We start from the raw sequence: 16,673 nt of genomic DNA, 5'->3' as shown, positions 1-16,673 counted from the left end.
TAACTCAACGTTCAGGCAACTTGTACTTCTCAAGCCATTGCGCGGGAAACCCATTTTGCTGGATCATATCCTGAAAAAGCCAGGCCGAAGGCCGCCAATTGCGTTCAATATCCATCAGACCAAATTTGGCAGCATAGCCATCAGCCCATTCGTAATTGTCCATGAGGGTCCAGTGCAGATAGCCTCGCACTGGAATTCCTTCCTGAATCCCTTGCCATATCTGGGCCATATGGCGCACTAAATAGGCAGGCCGCTGGCTGTCATCACCATCTGCCAAACCATTTTCACTGATAAAAATCGGAATCTTCATTTTTTGAGCATGCTGATTGGCCATGCGCAGCACCTTGAGCATGCCTTCGGGATAAATTTCCCAGTTCAATTCTGTCACAGGCACGCCTTGACGTGTTTTCTGACTGCCATCGGCGGCAATCAGATAACGGGTATAGTAGTTAAAGGCAATAAAATCCAAGCTGCCCTTTAAATCCGCATTGGGGGGAATCACAATCGGCTCAATGCCCGGCACGCTAAAACTCAATTCCCCTTTGGAAATCGCCTCCCAAAAAGTTTCATTAAATAAATAACTTTGAAAACCCGTCATGGCTTGGTCCAAAGGGTTGGCTGGCCAATTCGGCTCCAACAGGGAAATATTCTTGGCAAAAGAAACCCAGGCAATCGGGTCTTCGGCATGGATCGCCCGATACGCCTGGCCATGGGCCAGAATCAAATGTTTGATCACGCGCAGGGCCAGATTGCGATTCTTAACAAAAGGGGGCCATTGACCCGCATCGTAGCCTTTAAAGGCATACACCAAAGGCTCATTGAGGGTAAACCACCAATTGACTTCATCTTTCAATTCGGCACTGATCCAATGCGTAAAACGCACAAAATCTGCGATATTTTCTTCCTTTGTCCAGCCACCTTTGGCGACAAACCAAGGCGGCAGCGTAAAGTGAAAGACGGTAACCATCGGCTGAATGCCCCGCCGGTTCAGCGACTGAAGCATTTCACGGTAATGGGTCAGCGCTTTTAAATCGTATTTTCCAGGCTCAGGTTCGAGACGGGCCCATTCCAAAGACAAGCGGTAAATCTGGGTTCCCATTTGCTCAAGATCATCAAAATCTTCTTCGTAGTGTTCATAGTGTTCAGCCGCTTTGCCAGCATCAAGACCGGCTGCGCTCCAATCATTTTCAATCCCACCTTCAACCTGATAAGCCGCTGTGGCGGTGCCCCAAAGAAATCCTTCAGGAAATTTGAGAAAGGTTTCAGCTTGGGCAGGCAGAAAAAAAGCCACACTGCCTGCCAGCCATACACTATAAAAAAGAATTTTGAAATAATTCACAGATCCTGCTCCTGCCGAGATAGGCTTATTGTACCCCAGCTTTTCAAACAGACCAATCTAAGAATTTAATCCAAACAGGCACAGGTTTCACTGGCCAAGAGGATACGCTTGCGTGTTAAGCCTCCCGCATAGCCGCCAATGCCCCCATCTCCCCGCAGAACCCTGTGGCAGGGAATCAAGTAACTGAGGGGGTTTTGCCCCACCGCACTGCCGACCGCACGCGAAGCTTGCTCTTTGCCCAGCCAGCGGGCAATCGCCCCATAGGTGGTCATCTGTCCTTCGGGAATACGCAAAAGCGCTTGCCAAACCTGAAGCTGAAAGTTTGTGCCTTGCAAATAAAGCGTAAGCGGGCCCGGTCGGGTAGAAAAAATCTGCTCAGGCAAAAAAGCAGTGCGTTCAGGGCTTTCAATCAGACGCGCCCCTGGCCATTTCTGCCGCAAGGCCTCTTCAGGTGTCAGCTCCGGGCAACGCTGATCGGGCAGAAAATCCAGTTCACACAGGCCTCTTTGTGAAAGAGCAAACAAAGCCGGCCCAAAGGGTGTGGAATGCACTCCCCAGAAAATTTCGAGCCCTTTACCGCGTGAACGCATTTCTCCCGGCGCAACCGCTTCACCTTCAACGCAGAGGTCATGTAAACGTCCGGGGCTGGAAAGCCCCAAGGCCAGACTGGTATCTAAAACACTGTTTTCCTTCAATAATTTTCGGGCGTGTTTCAAGGTGGTAGCCTGCAGAAAGCGTTTGGGACTGACCCCTACACCTGCTTTAAAAATCCGTTGAAAGTGCATTGGGCTGAAACCTGCAGCCTCAGCAATTTCAGCCAGTTCAGGCTGTTCATGGTAATGATCCTGCAGCCAGGCCACAGATTTTTCAAGCAGGGGGTAATGTTCGGGGGCAAGTGTCAACATCATCGGCTCCTTTAGAATCGGGTAACTTCATTTATACGCTGAACAGGCCCAGTGCTTCCACCCGATTCTTGCGAACCTGAAAAGGTGGGTTTAACCTCTGCCAAAACCGTCTCCAACCAACTGCGGGTATGTCCCAATAGTTCATGCTTGATCAGAAAATTCCAAACGGGTTCAAATTTTTTCCAGCCTGAGGTATAGGCCAAATGCTTCAAGCGGTGCTTGAAGTCTGAATGCTGGGCTGCGGATTGCCAAATCCTGGACCAAGCATAAAATTCGCGGTATGCCCAATCATAACCTTGTTGAAGTGCCTCAGCACTCAGGCCCTGGGTCTGATACACCACCTGACGGGTATCGTAACGTGGCCAATCCCGATGCAAAATCCGACCTTCTGCTTCCAAACGCTGAAAAAGTGAGGTGCCAGGATAGGGCGTTAAAATATGGTAGGTGGCTGTGGTCAGCCCCATGCGAATGCCCCAATCCACCGTGCGTTGAAAGACATCCGGGCCGTCGTGATCCAAGCCAAAGACAAAACTGCCGTTGATCATAATCCCCAAATCGTGAAGGCGTTGAATCGCACGGGCATAATCCTGCCCCAGGTTCTGAAACTTGGAACTGCTGCGCAGATTGTCTTCAGAGAGGGTTTCAAAGCCCACGAAAAGGCTGCGCAAGCCCGCCTCAGCGGCCCGCTCAATCAGATCATCCCGCAAAATTGAATCAACCGTTGCTGCCCCCTGAAAAACACGCTTCATGCCCTTTAAACCGGCAAAAAGCTCGCGTGCGAAGCGGCGGTTTCCCAAAAGATGGTCATCGAGAAAATAGAGGTGTTTGCCAGGTAAGCGTTCGATCTCTGTTAAGGCCTGCTCCACAGGCTGGGTGTAAAACGAGCGCCCGCCCTCAAAGAAGGCTTCTTTATAACAAAAATCACAGCGATGAGGGCAGCCCCGTGTCACCACCAGAGAATTGGGAACAAAGTAGCGGGAACGGCGAATCAAATCCCGACGAAGCAAAGGCAAATCCACCAGGCTGCGGGAACGGGAAACATACACTTTTTCAGTCTGGCCCCTGCGAAAATCTGCAAGAAAGCGGGGAAAAGCCTCTTCAGCCGGCCCCAAAAACAAAGTATCGGCATGGACTGCTGCTTCTTCGGGCAAAGAAGTGACATGCAAACCGCCCAAAGCAACATGGGCTCCCCGTGAACGGTAATAATCAGCCAAGGCATAGGCCCGAAAAGCGTTGGTGATATAGACCTGAATCAAAACGAGATCGGGAGCATCCTCTAAATCCAGTGTTTCAACATGCTCATCCTGCAAAACCACTGGGTCATCGGGGTCAAGATAACCGGCCAGCGTCGCCAGCCCCAAGGGGGGAAAAAGCGAGTATTTGATCGGCCGCCAATAGGGACTTTTGGCCTCTGTTAAGGCGGGCAGAATCATTTTGACGCGCATAGAGGGTCCTTCCTAATTGAGATTTAATTGAACCCCCTGAACTGAGCCGCCTGTACCTACTCGCGAAACCAATCGGCTAAGCGTAAGAAAAGCACCTGGCGCAGATTGAATATTGTTTTAATGAAAAAACCGAGGCGAACGACTAGCCAGCCACCACCTGTTGACTGAGTTGATTCAAGCCCCCAAAGCGGCGATCCCGACTGCAAAACTCGCCGACCACCTGCTGCAAATCAGCGGGTGAAAAATCAGGCCACATTTTCTCGACAAAGAAAAACTCTGCATAGGCACATTCCCAGAGCAAAAAATCGCTGAGACGTTGTTCGCCACCCGTGCGGATCAAAATATCCACATCGGGAATGCGTTCACCTACCGGATCACTTTGTGTGACCAAGCGCGAAAAGGTTTCTCGGTCAAAATCCCCATCAAAAGCATGCAATTGACGGGCAGCCTCAAGAATCATATCGCGGGCGGAATAGTCCAAGGCGACCCGCAGATGAAGTTTTTTTCCTGCCAAAGTCGCCTGTTCAGCACGGACAATTGCGGCCCGCAAGCCATCTGAGAAGCGATCCCGACGCCCGATAATCGAGAGTCTGACATCATTGGCCAAACAACGGGGAGTCTCGGTTTTTAAATATTCAGAAAAAAGTTTCATCAGGGCTTTGACCTCATATCCGGGTCTGCGCCAATTATCTGAAGAAAAAGCATAGAGTGTCAGCGTGCCAATTCCTGCATCAGGAGCCGCTTCCACAATCGTGCGTACAGTTTTGGCCCCAGACTGGTGACCGGCTACACGGGGCCAGCCTTTGTTTTGGGCCCAACGTCCATTGCCATCCAAAATGATCGCCGCATGCAGTGGTGAAAAAGAATTAAAAGAGCTTTGCTGCATAAAGTTCATCCCCAAAAAAATTACTCCTCAGTTTCACCCTGATTGCGCATGGTCTGAATCAGGGCCTCCATATGGTTCAAATAACGTTCCAAGGCTTTGCGGCCTGTTTCAGTCAAGCGGTATTCTGTTTTGGGCATGCGGCCCTCAAAAAATTTCTCGCAGGTAAGATAACCCGCTTCTTCCAATTTCCGGGCATGCACACTCAAATTGCCATCGCTGGTTTCAAGAATCAGTTTGAGTTCATTGAAACCCAGTGATTCATTCACAGCCAAAGCACTCACAATTCCCAAGCGAATGCGTTCATGAATCAGACGATCCAATTCTAGTGCGCGATTGGGTCCTTTTTGAGCTTCAGGCAAAGTATAAATTTGCCGTTCTGCTTTCTTTTTTTTATTCAACACGGGACTAACCCCCATACTTTCGTGCAATCAAAACGCCAAAGGCAATATGCAAGCCGCCAAAACCAGCTGCCATCAGCGCATTCCCCCAAACTTGGGGGCCTGTCATCGCCAAAACGCCGAGTAACATAAAACAAAATCCCATCACGGGTACAATCCGGGCAGAATAGGTGCCACTGGCAATTACGCCTGTGCCATACAGCAAAAGCCAGATCCCCGGAATCAAAGGCATGAGCTGGTGCTGATACAAAACAGCCGTCAACATCGCGCCCGCCATCATGGGAGGAGTGAAACTCAAGAGAAATTTTCTTCCGGTTTCAGTCAAAAGCGGTAATTTTGCCGATTTCGCTTTTTTCATCATCATAAAGCTTGAAATCACCAGCGAAACAACCGCTTCTGCCAACCAGACAAAAATCCAGGTTTCAACACTGGCTTGCGCAGCTGCAGCCCAAGCGGCCACCAGCGCCGTTAAGCCCACTAAAATCTGACCTGTTCCCGAAACCATGGTATAGCTGGTCGCCCGCTCCATGGTGGCGCGAATAAAGCGCAGATTCTCCATGGCGCGATCCTGCAGAAGAATTGGTTCTTCTGAATAGGCCGAGGTAGTGTGTTCAGGCAGAGAAGAGGAACTCATACTCTTGATTAAAACCTATATTAATATTTTCATCAAGTACTTTAAAGTATAAAGTGGATTTTTTTAAGGATCTGTGGCCAAGATTACAATTAAAAAAAGAGCTATTCAGCCAGCCAGGTAACAACCGTCAAACGTTCTCCAGCCGTTACGGGGCTCACTTCGTGCAGCAAATCAGAGCGAAAAGCGATCAGCAAACCGGCAGCGGGGGGAACCGGCACCCCCAGAAATCGTTCAGGTTGGCTGGGATGACGCAGAAAGAAAGCAAGTCGCCCGCCCTGATAATCGGCATGATCATTCAAGCAGAGAATAAAACTGATGCGGCGCTCACGATAAATGGGATGATCATAGCTGTCGGTATGGGGTTTGAAAAAATCTCCAACAGCATAGCGCAAAAATTGAGGACGCTCCTGACGCTGCAGTTCCAAACCGAAATGTTGATTGACAAAGGGCGCGACTTGGGCAAATCTTTGCTTGCTCTCCTGCTCAAGCGACGCAGAGATCTCCAGCAATTGTGTTTGACGCTGAACAGGACGCTCCTGGGTCTGGGCATATTCATCAACAGGGGCAGGAAGCACAGGCGAATTACGGGCTTCAGCTAAAAATAGCTGACGGTCTTCCAAAGCAAGAAAATCAGGCATAAACAGCAGCAGGCGCTGTTCGACCATCCATTGTAATGTTTGTATCGGGGAGTTGGGCATTGGGTTTAACATGGATCTATTATACAAGGTTTATACTTTTGTCCCTCAGGGAAAATAGCTATCATACCTAAAAACTGGATCGTGAGAAACAAAGTTTGAAAAACCCAAAAATTGCTGTTCTGGGCTGTGGCTATTGGGGCAAGAACCTGGTTCGAAATTTTTACCAACTCGGTGCCCTGGGGGCTGTTGTTGACCCGACTGAAACGGGTATGGCCACAGCAGCAAACCTTGCGCCTGAAGTCCCCATCTATGAGCACCCAGAGACTGTCTTTTCAGATCCAGAGATTGCTGGGGTGGTGATAGCAACTCCAGCCGTCACCCACGCCCAACTGATTGAGCAGGCCTTAAGCGCTGGCAAAGATGTTTTCTGCGAAAAGCCCCTGGCTCTACGCTATGAAGATGCTTTCAAAGTTTCTAAACTGGCAGAAAATCAGAATAAAATTCTAATGGTCGGGCATATTCTCGAATACCATCCTGCCATATTGAAATTAAGAGCCCTGATTGCAGAAGGTCAATTGGGAAAAATTCAATATATTTACTCCAACCGGCTTAATTTGGGAAAGGTGCGCAGAGAAGAAAATATTCTCTGGTCCTTTGCTCCGCATGATATTGCTGTCATTTTGAGGTTGGTGGGAGAGCTTCCTTTTCAGATCATTGCCACGGGAGGAAGTTATATCCAAAGCAATATTGCCGATATCACCGTCACACAAATGGCTTTTGACAATGGTCTTTCGGCGCATATTTTTATTTCCTGGCTCAATCCCTTTAAGGAGCAAAAACTTGTGGTCGTAGGTTCTCAACGCATGGCAGTATTTGATGATGTGAATAAATCCCTGATACTGTATGACCAGCGTGTAGATCTAAAAGAAGAAGGACCGGTTCCAATCAAAGGCGAAGGCAAAGCGATCGAATATTCAGACGATGAACCCCTGCGGCTGGAATGTCTGGCCTTTCTTCAGGCCCTTGTAGATCGCCAGCCCCCGCTGACAGATGCCCACAGTGGGCTCAGGGTACTCAAAGTTTTACAAGCGGCCCAACGCTCGTTGATTACACACGGGCAAACGATTCTCTTGCCCATGGAAGGATAAAATGAAACCTGAGTATTTCGCCCATGAATCCAGCTATATTGATCAGCCCTGCGAAATTGGCGCAGGCACCAAAATCTGGCATTTTTGCCATATTTCAAAAGACGCAAAATTGGGAAGAAATTGTAATCTGGGCCAAAATGTATTTATCGCCTCAGGTGTAGAAATTGGCAATCGGGTCAAGATTCAAAACAATGTCTCGGTTTATACAGGCACCGTGATCGAAGAGGATGTTTTTTTAGGGCCCTCCTGTGTCTTGACCAATGTGAGCAATCCCCGCTCACAAGTCAACCGCCAGACCCTCTATGAAACCACGCGTTTACGCAGGGGGTGCAGTATCGGCGCCAATGCGACTTTGGTCTGTGGCATTGAAATTGGATGTTATGCCTTTGTGGGCGCAGGCGCAGTCGTCACCGAAAATGTGCCGGATTACGCCTTGATGCTGGGGGTTCCCGCCAAGCAAGTGGGTTGGATGAGTCGTCATGGTCAGCGTTTGCCTGAGGCCAATCCAGAAGGGATTCGTGTCTGCCCTGAGAGCGGTTTTCGCTACCAGGAAATCAGCCCCGGACACATGCGTTGTCTGGATCTGGATGAAGCAGAGCCTTTGCCTGAAAACCTGACAAAAGGACAATTCTCCTACGATTATTTTAAAAACAAGGATAAAGCATGAGTATTACATCGGTTCCTCTGCTCGATTTATCAAGAACGCACCAGGCTCTGGAAACAGAACTTCAAGCCGCCTTTTTACGGGTGCTTCACGCCAATGGTTATATTTTAGGGCCCGAGGTCAGTCAGTTTGAGAGTGCCTGTGCAGACTATCTGGGGGTCAAACACGCCATTGGCGTCTCCTCAGGCTCGGACGCCCTGATTTTAGCCTTGATGGCTTTGGAGATTGGGCCTGGCGATGAGGTGATTTGCCCAAGTTATACCTTCTTTGCCACCGCGGGTGCCATCTGGCGGCTGGGGGCCCGTCCTGTTTTTATCGATTGCGATCTCACCGCTTACAATATTGATTTAGAACAGATCGAAGCCCAGATCACGCCCCAGACCAAAGCCGTGATCCCCGTTCATCTCTTTGGCCAGACCGTAGCACTTGAACCGCTGCGAAAACTCTGCGACAGCCGGGGTATCGCCTTGATCGAAGATGCGGCTCAAGCGATTGGTGCGGCCTGGAAAAATCAGCCTGCGGGCAGCGTTGGAGACTTTGGCTGTTTTTCATTTTTCCCTTCAAAAAATCTGGGGGGCTTTGGGGATGGGGGCCTGCTCACGACCCAATCGGATGAACTGGCTGAAAGAGCCCGAATTTTAAGAGTCCATGGTTCGAAGCCCAAATACTACCATCATTTCGTAGGCGGAAATTTCCGTTTAGATGCCTTGCAGGCTGCCCTTCTGAATGTCAAATTGCCCCATTGTGAGAGCTATGCTCACCATCGACAGGAAAAGGCAGAGCATTATACGCGTCTCTTGAACGAAAGCGGTGTGGCAGAACAGATTCACCTGCCAGCCCCCCTCTCTACTGATTATAAGCATGTTTATAATCAATACGTGATTCGGGTCAAAACGCCAGAAGATCGCGAAAGCCTACAAAAGTATCTGAGTTCACGCCAAATTGGAACTGCCATTTACTATCCCGTGCCCTTGCATTTGCAAGCCTGTTTTAAAAGCTTGGGCTATCAAGCAGGGGATTTGCCCAACTCAGAATGGGCTGCCCAGACCACACTGGCCCTGCCGATTTTTCCTGAATTGCGTTTAGAAGAGCAGGAATACGTGGCAGAAGCACTGCTTTGCTGGACAGCCCGCTAGGAAGTAAACTTATCTTTAAAGCATATTTAGTTTAAAGATAAGAATATTTTCTTGCCTTTCGCTGATAAATAGTTATCAACCAAGCGTAGTCAAGAGGAGAATCAACATGAGCGGCATCAGCATCAATGGCGTCCAAACCTGGGGGAATCTTTCACAATTAAAAGAAGGCGTTTCTTTAGCCGAAGCTCAAAAAAAAGGCCAGAAGGACGGTCTTGATCAAGTCTATTTTTCTGCCAATGGAAAAAACTACGTACTTGAAGGCGATGGTTTGGATTTAAGTGGCATCAATAAAAGCCGTCCTGGTACTTTGCCTAAAATTCAAGCTGAAATTCAGGGTAAAACGCTCGAAGCCGAGTTAAGATTGGAAAATGTCGATGATGAAAAAAGCAAAGTCAGCGATTTCGCATTCAGCAATCCAGTCAGCATTACAGGTGGCGTGATCGTGGGCGGTGCTGTTCTCAGCCAAATTCCCCGTGTTTTAAACAATCTCGCCAATAGCATTCCCTTTGTTGGAAATGGCTCTTTGGCCGCCTCTCCCAAAGCAGTGGGTATCGCTGCAGCCGTTGGGGTCGGTCTGATCGCCGCAGGCGCCATTGCATCCTATCGTCAACGTGAAGTGCATTCCGGTCTGTCTGAATTGACAACGCCTGTTCAGGCTGCGCCCGAAAAATCAGTCCTGAAAAAAGGAATGGATTTCCTCAACACCTTCTCGCCCTTGCCTTAGCCTTCAGCAACAGCCAAAAAGGAACGCACCACCGTTTCCAACTGGCTGTCGATGGTGGCGTCAATCGTCCCCGCCTTGCTGCGAATCAGGCAGCCACCGGGGGCGATTTTTTCATCGGGTTCTAAAACAATTTCCAAGGCCAAATCCTGAAGTTGTGAAAGACTGAAATGCAGCAGTTCTAAGTCTGCAGGATTGACGTGGATATGCGTATTGACCGATTGTCCCAGTCTTTGCAGGGCTGCACGTACGACCCTGACAATCACCTGCTCATTAATAATGGGCTCAATTTTAAGAATTTTACGAACAATATCCAGAATCAGATGCACGGTTTCAGCCTCAGTTCCCAATAACAAGCGTTGGCGCTCATTCTGCGCGGCCAATAGAACAGATTGAAAGGCTTGTAAAGCCTCTAAAAGCTTGGCCTGACCTGTTTCCTCACCTCGCGCCAGGCCTTCTTGATAGGCTTGGGCTTCGATATGGCGTAGTTTGGTATCTGCTTCCTGCAAAAGTGCAGAGGCATCCTGACGGGCTTGTTGAAGAAGCGCGGCGGCTTCCTGGCGGGCTTCTTCAAGTGTTTTTTCAGCTTGGGCGTTTGCCTGTTTCAGAATTGCTTCTGCTTTCAGCGCTGCCGCCATACCCGCATTGGCAATTAAAGTCTCTGAATTCTCACTGGAAGGAACGATACAGCGTTCGGACTCCAGTTGAACATTTTTCAGAATCCGCGGATGAAAAAAAGAATCAGATGACAATATCTTCTCCACCGTGACTGATGACAATTTCACCTGCCTCTTCCAGTCTGCGGATAATATTCACAATTTTTTGCTGGGTTTCTTCAACATCTTTCAAACGCACGGGGCCCATCGATTCCATATCATCCTGAAGCATGGTGGAAGCACGTTCTGACATATTGCGGAAAATCTTACTCTGCACATCCTCATTGGCACCTTTCAGCGCCAAAGCCAAATCTTTGCTGTCTAATTCACGCAAAAGACGCTGAATGCCACGGTCATCGAGAATGATCAAGTCATCGAAAACAAACATCAGTTTTTTTACAGATTCAGCCAATTCAGGATCAAAGCGTTCAAGATTTTCAATGATATTGCGCTCGGTACTGCGATCGACACGGTTCAGCACTTCGGCAAGACTCTTCACCCCGCCCACATGTGTGCCTCTGTCATGCTTGAGAACCGATGAAAATTTAGACTGTAAAATCGCTTCAATATCTTTGACAACCTCAAGTCCAGCTCTTTCCATGGTCGCCATCCGGGTCGAGACTTCAATTTGAAGATCATCACTTAAATTCGAAAGTACCACAGCAGCCTGCTCAGGCTTAAGGTAAGCCAGAATCAACGAAATCGTCTGGGGATGCTCATTTTGAATTAAATGAGCCACCTGAGCCGGATCTGCTTTGCGGAAAGTCTCAAAGGGCAAACTGTCTTTTTCCTGAAGCACATCTATTTTACCCAAAACCCGATTGGCTCGCGCATCGCCAAAGGCATTTCGCAAGAGCGTTTCGGCGTAATCTTGTCCCCCAATGGCCATCATTTCACTGGAGCGCGCCAATTCATAAAACTCTTCAAGCACACGGTTGACCACCTCGTGCTCGGTTTGACGCATGGTCGAAATCTCCATGGCCAGGTCTTCCACTTCAGTTTCATCAAAATGCCGCAGAATCATCGAAGAAAGCTCTGGACCCAAGGCAATCAGAATCAATGCGACTTTCTTACGTCCCATCAATGAAGGATCACTGTTTCCAGCAGACTCTAACAATTCCCGATAGGTAGACATTCGGCTTTTCCTTAATTGTTTTCTGTCATCCAGAGCCGCAAGAGACGGGCCATTCGCGCGGGATCTTCCTGCGCCATTTGCGTCAGCCCACGCAAAGCACGGGTTCTACGCGCCGCCGCCTCAGACAGACCCGGTAATTCAGGTAAATCATCCAAAGCAAACCCTTCATTCTGCTGCACCAACAGAGAATCTTCTGATACCAGCTCGCCCTCGGTCGGCACCCGCCGCCGTCCAAAGGCGAGGTAAATCACAAACAAAAGCGCCAATACACCCAGTGAGACAGCCCCCGTTGTCAGCAGGTTTCGCCAGAAATCACGATTCGAAGCTTGCTCCATGGCTTCCTGTTCATTGCGGACACTCGTATCATCAAAAGGCAAGGCATGAATCGCAATCGTGTCACCACGGGTGGAATCGAGACCCGCAGCCCCCACAGCCAGTTCTCTTAAGTTTTTAAGTATCGGATCATCAGGGCGTAAGTTAGAGACACCGGAATTTAGAGCCGGTGAGAGACTGTTGATCGCCACCGACAAAGTCAAACGGCGAATTTGACCGGGCGATTTAATCCGTTTGGTCTGTACTTCTGGAACCTCGTAATTGCGAACCACCTCTTTGCGATTAAAGGAGTTGTCGCTGCCCCCATTCACTTCCTGATAAGTGGGAATATTGCTGGTAACCCCCGGAACGCCGCCCGGTGAGGTTTGAGAACCCTGACCATTTTCGGTGCTCTCTTTTTCACTGCGCACAGCGGGTACCACATTGGGTTTCGTGCCCGTGGTCGGGGTATATTCTTTGCTAACCGTTTCTTCTTTGTCGAAATCAAGTTCTGCCTTGGCCTGAACCGTGACATTGCCTTGCCCTACCACTTGCACCAGAATCTTTTCAACATCCTGGCGGATCCGTTTTTCAAGTGTACGCTGGTACTCCAAGCGTTGACCATTGACACGGGTTGATTCCTGCCCGTTTTCGCCTTCGTTCATTTCACTGTCATAGAGCAAATTGCCCTCTGTATCGGTGACAGAAACATGCTTTTGCTGCAAACCGGGTACGGAGTTGGCCACCAGTTTGCTGATTCCCTTGACCTGTTCAGTACTCAAGGTCACACCCGATTTTAAACGCAGGGTCACAGAGGCAGTAGCAGGCTCTTCAAGTTGGGTAAACAATTGTTTTTTGGGAATCGCCAGATGCACCCGTGCCCTTTCAACGGCATCCATCTGCATAATGGTGCGGGCCAATTCCCCCGCCAAGGCTCGCTGGTAATTGAGATCAAAAAGGTTATTGGTAATGCCCATGGTGTCTTTGTCAAAGAGTTCAAAGCCCACCACGCCCCCTTCTTTGGGCAAATCCTGAGCCGCCATTTCAAGACGCAGATCATGCACCTTTTGCTGCGGCACAAGAATCTGAGTTCCCTGGGGTTGGCTGCGCAATTGGTAAAGGATTTGTTTTTCTTTGAGATACTCGACCATCAAAGCCGCATCTTTGCTGCCCAATTCGGCATACAGAGTCGCCCATTGCGGCTGCTGAGCCCAAATCAACAAGGCAATCAGCGCAGCAATGGAGACAAGCGAAAGCGCACCCAAGCCAATTTTCTGGGTTTGAGAAAGGTTTCCGAGAAATTTTGAAGTATCATCCCGGAGTCGCTGAAGATAACTGGCTGCCATAGAACTTTTTATAGACCTGCTTCACAATGCAAAAGGGGAGTCGAAGCCATTATAACAAAATACTAGCCCAATCTAGCATAGCCGCAGAAGTCACAGCTTGGCAAATGGATGCATTTATAACAGGTTTTTTACAATTATTAATTTTAAACAGGCATGCGGATGATTTCACGGTAGGCTTCAAGCACCTGGTTGCGCATGGTAACGGCCAAACGCATCGCAATATCTGCTTCTTGAGAGGCGACCATCACGTCGTGAAGTTCAACATTTTCTCCCGCAGCAAAGCGGTTGGAAAGTTCCTTGGATTGATGCTGAACGGCATTTAAGTCTTCAATCGATTGATTAAAGACTGCCGCAAAATCACTCTTGGGTTTGGGGGCACTGCTTTGAGGAAGTTCAGCAGAAAGATTTTCAAGTGGGTTGATACCAGAAAGTTCCATCAGGCCCGTCCTATCTCAAGGGCCTTCATGGCCATGTTTTTGATCGTTTGCGTCGCCGTAATATTGGCCTCATAGGCACGGGAAGCAGAAATCATATCGGTCATTTCTGCCACCACATTAATATTGGGGTATTCAACATAGCCTTGGGCATTGGCATCGGGATGATCGGGTTCATAGACCATTTTGCCCTCACGGGTATCCTGGGTAATCGCCACGGCTTTCACGCCTTCTCCCTGACTGAATTGAGGGGTTAAATGCTCACCATGACTGTTTTTTAAGCGCAAATGGGCAGCAAAATTCTGCTCAAAAATAGGGCGAAAAACCACCTGCTGACGCTGGTAGGGGCCCCCTTCTGCCGTACGGGTGGTATTGGCATTGGCTAAATTATTGGAGATCGCGTTCATGCGCAAACGCTGAGCAGAAAGGGCAGAGGCACTGATCCTCAAATCATTCTGAAAACTCATGGATTATTTTCCTCCCTCTTGAATCACGTATTTCAAACCCGAAAAACGACCTGAAAGCATTTGCGAAACCGCCGAATAACTGATCGAAGCCTGGGCCATGCGGGTCATTTCAAGCTCCAAATCCACGCTGTTGCGGTCATTGCGCATACTCGTCTGGGGCTGAAAAACAGCCAGGGGGGGGTCGGCAGGAAGCCCTTCCAGGGGCAAATGTTTTTCATGGGTCAAATGCCCTTCCAGAGAACCCCCACTTGCCGTGGGTTGAAGGTCGTTGATCTTACGCTGCAATTGAGATTCAAAAGCGACTTCAGAAGCTTTAAAACCAGGGGTATCGGCATTGGCAAGATTATTCGAAATCACGCGCTGACGAACGGTCAGACCGTTCAGGGCCTGGTGCAGAATATCTGAAACTTGGTGAATCTGGTTAAACATCGTGTGTACTCCACAGATGGGTATCGGCAAAAAGAAAACAGAACTTAAATCTTCTTTCCTGAGTATAGCAAAAGGGCATGCGAGATACTACCTGCGCGGGCCAGGTTTACGCGTGGAGTGGCTTCCCCGCCCCGTGCCCGAATGACGTGGAGAAAAAGACGAGGGCTTTGAAAAACCCGTCCGGCGGGAAGTTGGCGGTTCTTTGGGCAAAGCACCCGGTTTGCCCGCAGGGGGGGGCTTGGGGGTTTTAATCCGCACCTCTGGATGACGGGGAGCAAGATTTTCACGAACCCGAGCAGGGGATTCTGACCCCACCGTGGGCTTGAGCGAGATTTTCTCTGTCTTTTTTAATAAACTGCGAATTTCTTCCTCAGTGAGTTCACGCCAGGCCCCTACAGGCATTTTGCTTAAATGCAAAGGCCCAAAAGCCACCCGCTCAAGATAAATCACGTCCAGCCCCACCGCTCTGCACATGCGACGAATCTGGCGATTGCGACCCTCTTTGAGGGTAAATTCCAACCAGGGGTGATCCGAGCGCTGACGCAACCGCACCACACGGGCAGGCAGCGTTTTGCCATCGGATAATTCCACACCCTCGCTCAAATATTTTAAGGTCAGTTCAGTCACTCGCCCTTTGACCTGAACACGGTAGACTTTTTCCATTTTAAAGCGTGGGTGCAGAAGCTTATCTGTCAGATCTCCATCATTGGTGAGCAAAAGCAAACCACAACTGTTCTGGTCGAGCCTGCCCACTGGGTGCAAAATTTCAAATTCCGGCGGCAGAAGGGTATAAATCGTCTGGGGCTGATGGGGGTCAGAGCGGCTGACCATATAGCCTTCAGGTTTATTGAGCATATAATAGAATTTCTGCTCAGGCAAAAGCACTTCACGGCCATCCAATTGCACGCGATCCTGTCCGGGGGTCACTGAAGTGCCCAAAACATCACAAACAGAACCGTTGACTTTGACTCTTCCAGACAGAATCAATTGCTCAGAACTGCGGCGGGATCCGGCTCCCGCCTGGGCTAAAAATTTTTGCAGACGCATTTTTTCCATGGGTTATCCATTACAAGGTGAAATTTCTAAGTCTTCGGGCAGATTGAACAAACGTTCAAGGGAGGCAAGATCAGCGGGAGAGATTTTCCAACTGCCATCAAAACGGGCATAAAAGGCATGATACATCAGGTCATCAGGATTGCCACTGTGCATCAAGCCCAAAGCATGTCCAATCGCATGCGTGCTCACAGCCAAGATCTCTTCTTGGGTAAAATAAACCGAAGCGGGATTCATGACCGAGCGTTCTGAAGCTTTAATCGCCAGTTGAAGCGTGGACTGATGTTGAATTCGGGGCTGAGATTGTTTCGCAAGAAAGGGTTGAGGCAAAGCCGCCTTGCCCCAGGCTGTTTCACTTTCTGGATATTTTTCCTGCCATTGCACCAGAATCTGTGCTTTTTGCGCCTGATTGACCCATTCAAACTTCAATGCTGGAAATTGCGCACTCCAATTCAAAAAGGCCTGTTTGACGAGGGCCGGGTAATTTTCTTTGTTTTTCGGCTTCAATTTACTCGGCAAAGCTGGAATATAAACCTTCAGCGGCAATTCAGACCAACGCCAGTGGTAATACTGAAAAAAATGAAGATCGGCGTTCCATTGACAGAGATAGTCCTGCCCCAAATTAGTTTGCGCCTGCACAGGATTAAAAGGCGGCAATAAAACCAAAGCCCCTAAAACAAGTCCCAGGATCGGAGAAATAAAATTGCGTTTCAGGGCCTGTCTCCTTGTCTTTTTTCAACCAGATGACCCCATTATAGCCCCCAAAGAGAAATCTTTACCAGAAGACAAGCTGAAACATCGGTGTTTCAGAAAAAGGCTTGAACAATATCCCGCTTCAGCCCATCACAAGATCTGCTTCGGGAAAAATTCAAAACAGTGTTTTGCAAAATTTGAAACTGGGTATATAGCCAAAGCATCAAGCTAGAA

The 16,673-nt window shown here is 49.0% G+C and carries 20 protein-coding genes; 5 read left to right on the top strand and 15 right to left on the bottom strand.

Annotation, left to right across the window (positions count from 1 at the left end; translation table 11 throughout):
* Positions 1–4 precede the first annotated feature (4 nt).
* From COW20_15520 to COW20_15490, 7 genes are all read right to left on the bottom strand, one after another.
* On the bottom strand, positions 5–1,396 hold the full coding sequence (locus tag COW20_15520) for a glycoside hydrolase family 1 protein (GenBank protein ID PIW46328.1): 1,392 nt from the start codon (positions 1,394–1,396) through the stop codon (positions 5–7).
* Positions 1,397–1,404: 8 nt separating this feature from the next.
* A complete protein-coding gene (locus tag COW20_15515) occupies positions 1,405–2,247 on the bottom strand; it encodes a 6-O-methylguanine DNA methyltransferase (GenBank protein ID PIW46327.1) in 843 nt (280 codons plus the stop codon).
* Between the two features lie 8 nt (positions 2,248–2,255).
* A complete protein-coding gene (locus tag COW20_15510) occupies positions 2,256–3,689 on the bottom strand; it encodes a B12-binding domain-containing radical SAM protein (protein ID PIW46326.1) in 1,434 nt (477 codons plus the stop codon).
* Between the two features lie 142 nt (positions 3,690–3,831).
* Positions 3,832–4,575, bottom strand: a complete 744-nt coding sequence (gene uppS, locus COW20_15505) for a di-trans,poly-cis-decaprenylcistransferase (GenBank protein ID PIW46600.1) — start codon at positions 4,573–4,575, stop codon at positions 3,832–3,834.
* A gap of 20 nt (positions 4,576–4,595) precedes the next feature.
* Entirely contained in the window at positions 4,596–4,991 is a 396-nt protein-coding gene (locus tag COW20_15500) for a transcriptional regulator (protein PIW46325.1), read from the bottom strand.
* Complete coding sequence (locus tag COW20_15495; GenBank protein PIW46324.1) at positions 4,981–5,607, bottom strand: hypothetical protein; 627 nt, start codon at positions 5,605–5,607, stop codon at positions 4,981–4,983. Before COW20_15495 ends, COW20_15500 begins: the two co-directional genes overlap by 11 nt.
* Before the next feature lie 101 nt (positions 5,608–5,708).
* Positions 5,709–6,317: a hypothetical protein gene (locus COW20_15490; protein ID PIW46323.1), complete on the bottom strand. Its 609-nt coding sequence runs from the start codon at positions 6,315–6,317 to the stop codon at positions 5,709–5,711.
* Positions 6,318–6,379: 62 nt separating this feature from the next.
* Between COW20_15490 and COW20_15485 the strand changes: the two genes are divergently transcribed.
* The 4 genes from COW20_15485 (at position 6,380) to COW20_15470 (ending at position 9,917) form a co-directional block, all read left to right on the top strand.
* Positions 6,380–7,393: an oxidoreductase gene (locus COW20_15485; protein PIW46322.1), complete on the top strand. Its 1,014-nt coding sequence runs from the start codon at positions 6,380–6,382 to the stop codon at positions 7,391–7,393.
* 1 nt (position 7,394) lies between these two features.
* A complete protein-coding gene (locus COW20_15480) occupies positions 7,395–8,060 on the top strand; it encodes an N-acetyltransferase (protein ID PIW46321.1) in 666 nt (221 codons plus the stop codon).
* A complete protein-coding gene (locus COW20_15475) occupies positions 8,057–9,193 on the top strand; it encodes a transcriptional regulator (GenBank protein ID PIW46320.1) in 1,137 nt (378 codons plus the stop codon). The genes COW20_15480 and COW20_15475 overlap by 4 nt, the downstream gene beginning before the upstream one ends.
* A 106-nt stretch (positions 9,194–9,299) precedes the next feature.
* Positions 9,300–9,917, top strand: coding sequence for a hypothetical protein (locus tag COW20_15470; protein PIW46319.1), 618 nt, complete (start codon positions 9,300–9,302; stop codon positions 9,915–9,917).
* Here COW20_15470 and COW20_15465 read toward each other — a convergent pair.
* The 8 genes from COW20_15465 to COW20_15430 all read right to left on the bottom strand — a co-directional run bounded on the left by COW20_15465 (position 9,914) and on the right by COW20_15430 (position 16,460).
* On the bottom strand, positions 9,914–10,666 hold the full coding sequence (locus COW20_15465) for a hypothetical protein (protein PIW46318.1): 753 nt from the start codon (positions 10,664–10,666) through the stop codon (positions 9,914–9,916). The genes COW20_15470 and COW20_15465 overlap by 4 nt on opposite strands.
* Positions 10,656–11,705, bottom strand: a complete 1,050-nt coding sequence (locus COW20_15460; GenBank protein ID PIW46317.1) for a flagellar motor switch protein FliG — start codon at positions 11,703–11,705, stop codon at positions 10,656–10,658. Before COW20_15460 ends, COW20_15465 begins: the two co-directional genes overlap by 11 nt.
* 11 nt (positions 11,706–11,716) lie before the next feature.
* Positions 11,717–13,363, bottom strand: a complete 1,647-nt coding sequence (gene fliF / locus COW20_15455) for a flagellar M-ring protein FliF (protein PIW46316.1) — start codon at positions 13,361–13,363, stop codon at positions 11,717–11,719.
* A 143-nt stretch (positions 13,364–13,506) separates the two neighbouring features.
* Positions 13,507–13,800, bottom strand: coding sequence for a flagellar hook-basal body complex protein FliE (locus COW20_15450; GenBank protein ID PIW46315.1), 294 nt, complete (start codon positions 13,798–13,800; stop codon positions 13,507–13,509).
* Positions 13,800–14,264 (bottom strand): flagellar basal body rod protein FlgC, encoded by a 465-nt coding sequence (gene flgC, locus COW20_15445; GenBank protein ID PIW46314.1) that lies wholly within the window; start codon positions 14,262–14,264, stop codon positions 13,800–13,802. The genes COW20_15450 and flgC overlap by 1 nt, the downstream gene beginning before the upstream one ends.
* Before the next feature lie 3 nt (positions 14,265–14,267).
* Positions 14,268–14,693, bottom strand: coding sequence for a flagellar basal body rod protein FlgB (gene flgB, locus COW20_15440; GenBank protein PIW46313.1), 426 nt, complete (start codon positions 14,691–14,693; stop codon positions 14,268–14,270).
* 87 nt (positions 14,694–14,780) lie between these two features.
* Entirely contained in the window at positions 14,781–15,749 is a 969-nt protein-coding gene (locus COW20_15435) for a hypothetical protein (GenBank protein PIW46312.1), read from the bottom strand.
* A gap of 3 nt (positions 15,750–15,752) precedes the next feature.
* Positions 15,753–16,460: a hypothetical protein gene (locus COW20_15430; protein PIW46311.1), complete on the bottom strand. Its 708-nt coding sequence runs from the start codon at positions 16,458–16,460 to the stop codon at positions 15,753–15,755.
* Here COW20_15430 and COW20_15425 point away from each other — a divergent pair.
* On the top strand, positions 16,450–16,671 hold the full coding sequence (locus COW20_15425) for a hypothetical protein (protein ID PIW46310.1): 222 nt from the start codon (positions 16,450–16,452) through the stop codon (positions 16,669–16,671). The two genes, COW20_15430 and COW20_15425, sit on opposite strands and share 11 nt — an antisense overlap.
* Positions 16,672–16,673: the final 2 nt, after the last annotated feature.

It is taken from the genome of bacterium (Candidatus Blackallbacteria) CG13_big_fil_rev_8_21_14_2_50_49_14 (assembly GCA_002783405.1).
Lineage (GTDB): Bacteria > Cyanobacteriota > Sericytochromatia > UBA7694 > UBA7694.
This window is presented reverse-complemented; position numbering and strand designations above follow the sequence as displayed.

What these genes read in the sequence shown, in the direction of transcription:
- COW20_15475 (PIW46320.1), top strand. Translation starts at nt 8,057, where the DNA reads ATGAGTATTACATCGGTTCCTCTGCTCGATTTATCAAGAACGCACCAG.
- fliF (PIW46316.1), bottom strand. Translation starts at nt 13,363, where the DNA reads ATGGCAGCCAGTTATCTTCAGCGACTCCGGGATGATACTTCAAAATTT.
- COW20_15495 (PIW46324.1), bottom strand. Translation starts at nt 5,607, where the DNA reads ATGAGTTCCTCTTCTCTGCCTGAACACACTACCTCGGCCTATTCAGAA.
- COW20_15435 (PIW46312.1), bottom strand. Translation starts at nt 15,749, where the DNA reads ATGGAAAAAATGCGTCTGCAAAAATTTTTAGCCCAGGCGGGAGCCGGA.
- COW20_15470 (PIW46319.1), top strand. Translation starts at nt 9,300, where the DNA reads ATGAGCGGCATCAGCATCAATGGCGTCCAAACCTGGGGGAATCTTTCA.
- flgC (PIW46314.1), bottom strand. Translation starts at nt 14,264, where the DNA reads ATGAGTTTTCAGAATGATTTGAGGATCAGTGCCTCTGCCCTTTCTGCT.
- uppS (PIW46600.1), bottom strand. Translation starts at nt 4,575, where the DNA reads ATGCAGCAAAGCTCTTTTAATTCTTTTTCACCACTGCATGCGGCGATC.
- COW20_15480 (PIW46321.1), top strand. Translation starts at nt 7,395, where the DNA reads ATGAAACCTGAGTATTTCGCCCATGAATCCAGCTATATTGATCAGCCC.
- COW20_15490 (PIW46323.1), bottom strand. Translation starts at nt 6,317, where the DNA reads ATGTTAAACCCAATGCCCAACTCCCCGATACAAACATTACAATGGATG.
- COW20_15515 (PIW46327.1), bottom strand. Translation starts at nt 2,247, where the DNA reads ATGATGTTGACACTTGCCCCCGAACATTACCCCCTGCTTGAAAAATCT.
- COW20_15510 (PIW46326.1), bottom strand. Translation starts at nt 3,689, where the DNA reads ATGCGCGTCAAAATGATTCTGCCCGCCTTAACAGAGGCCAAAAGTCCC.
- flgB (PIW46313.1), bottom strand. Translation starts at nt 14,693, where the DNA reads ATGTTTAACCAGATTCACCAAGTTTCAGATATTCTGCACCAGGCCCTG.
- COW20_15450 (PIW46315.1), bottom strand. Translation starts at nt 13,800, where the DNA reads ATGGAACTTTCTGGTATCAACCCACTTGAAAATCTTTCTGCTGAACTT.
- COW20_15500 (PIW46325.1), bottom strand. Translation starts at nt 4,991, where the DNA reads ATGGGGGTTAGTCCCGTGTTGAATAAAAAAAAGAAAGCAGAACGGCAA.
- COW20_15460 (PIW46317.1), bottom strand. Translation starts at nt 11,705, where the DNA reads ATGTCTACCTATCGGGAATTGTTAGAGTCTGCTGGAAACAGTGATCCT.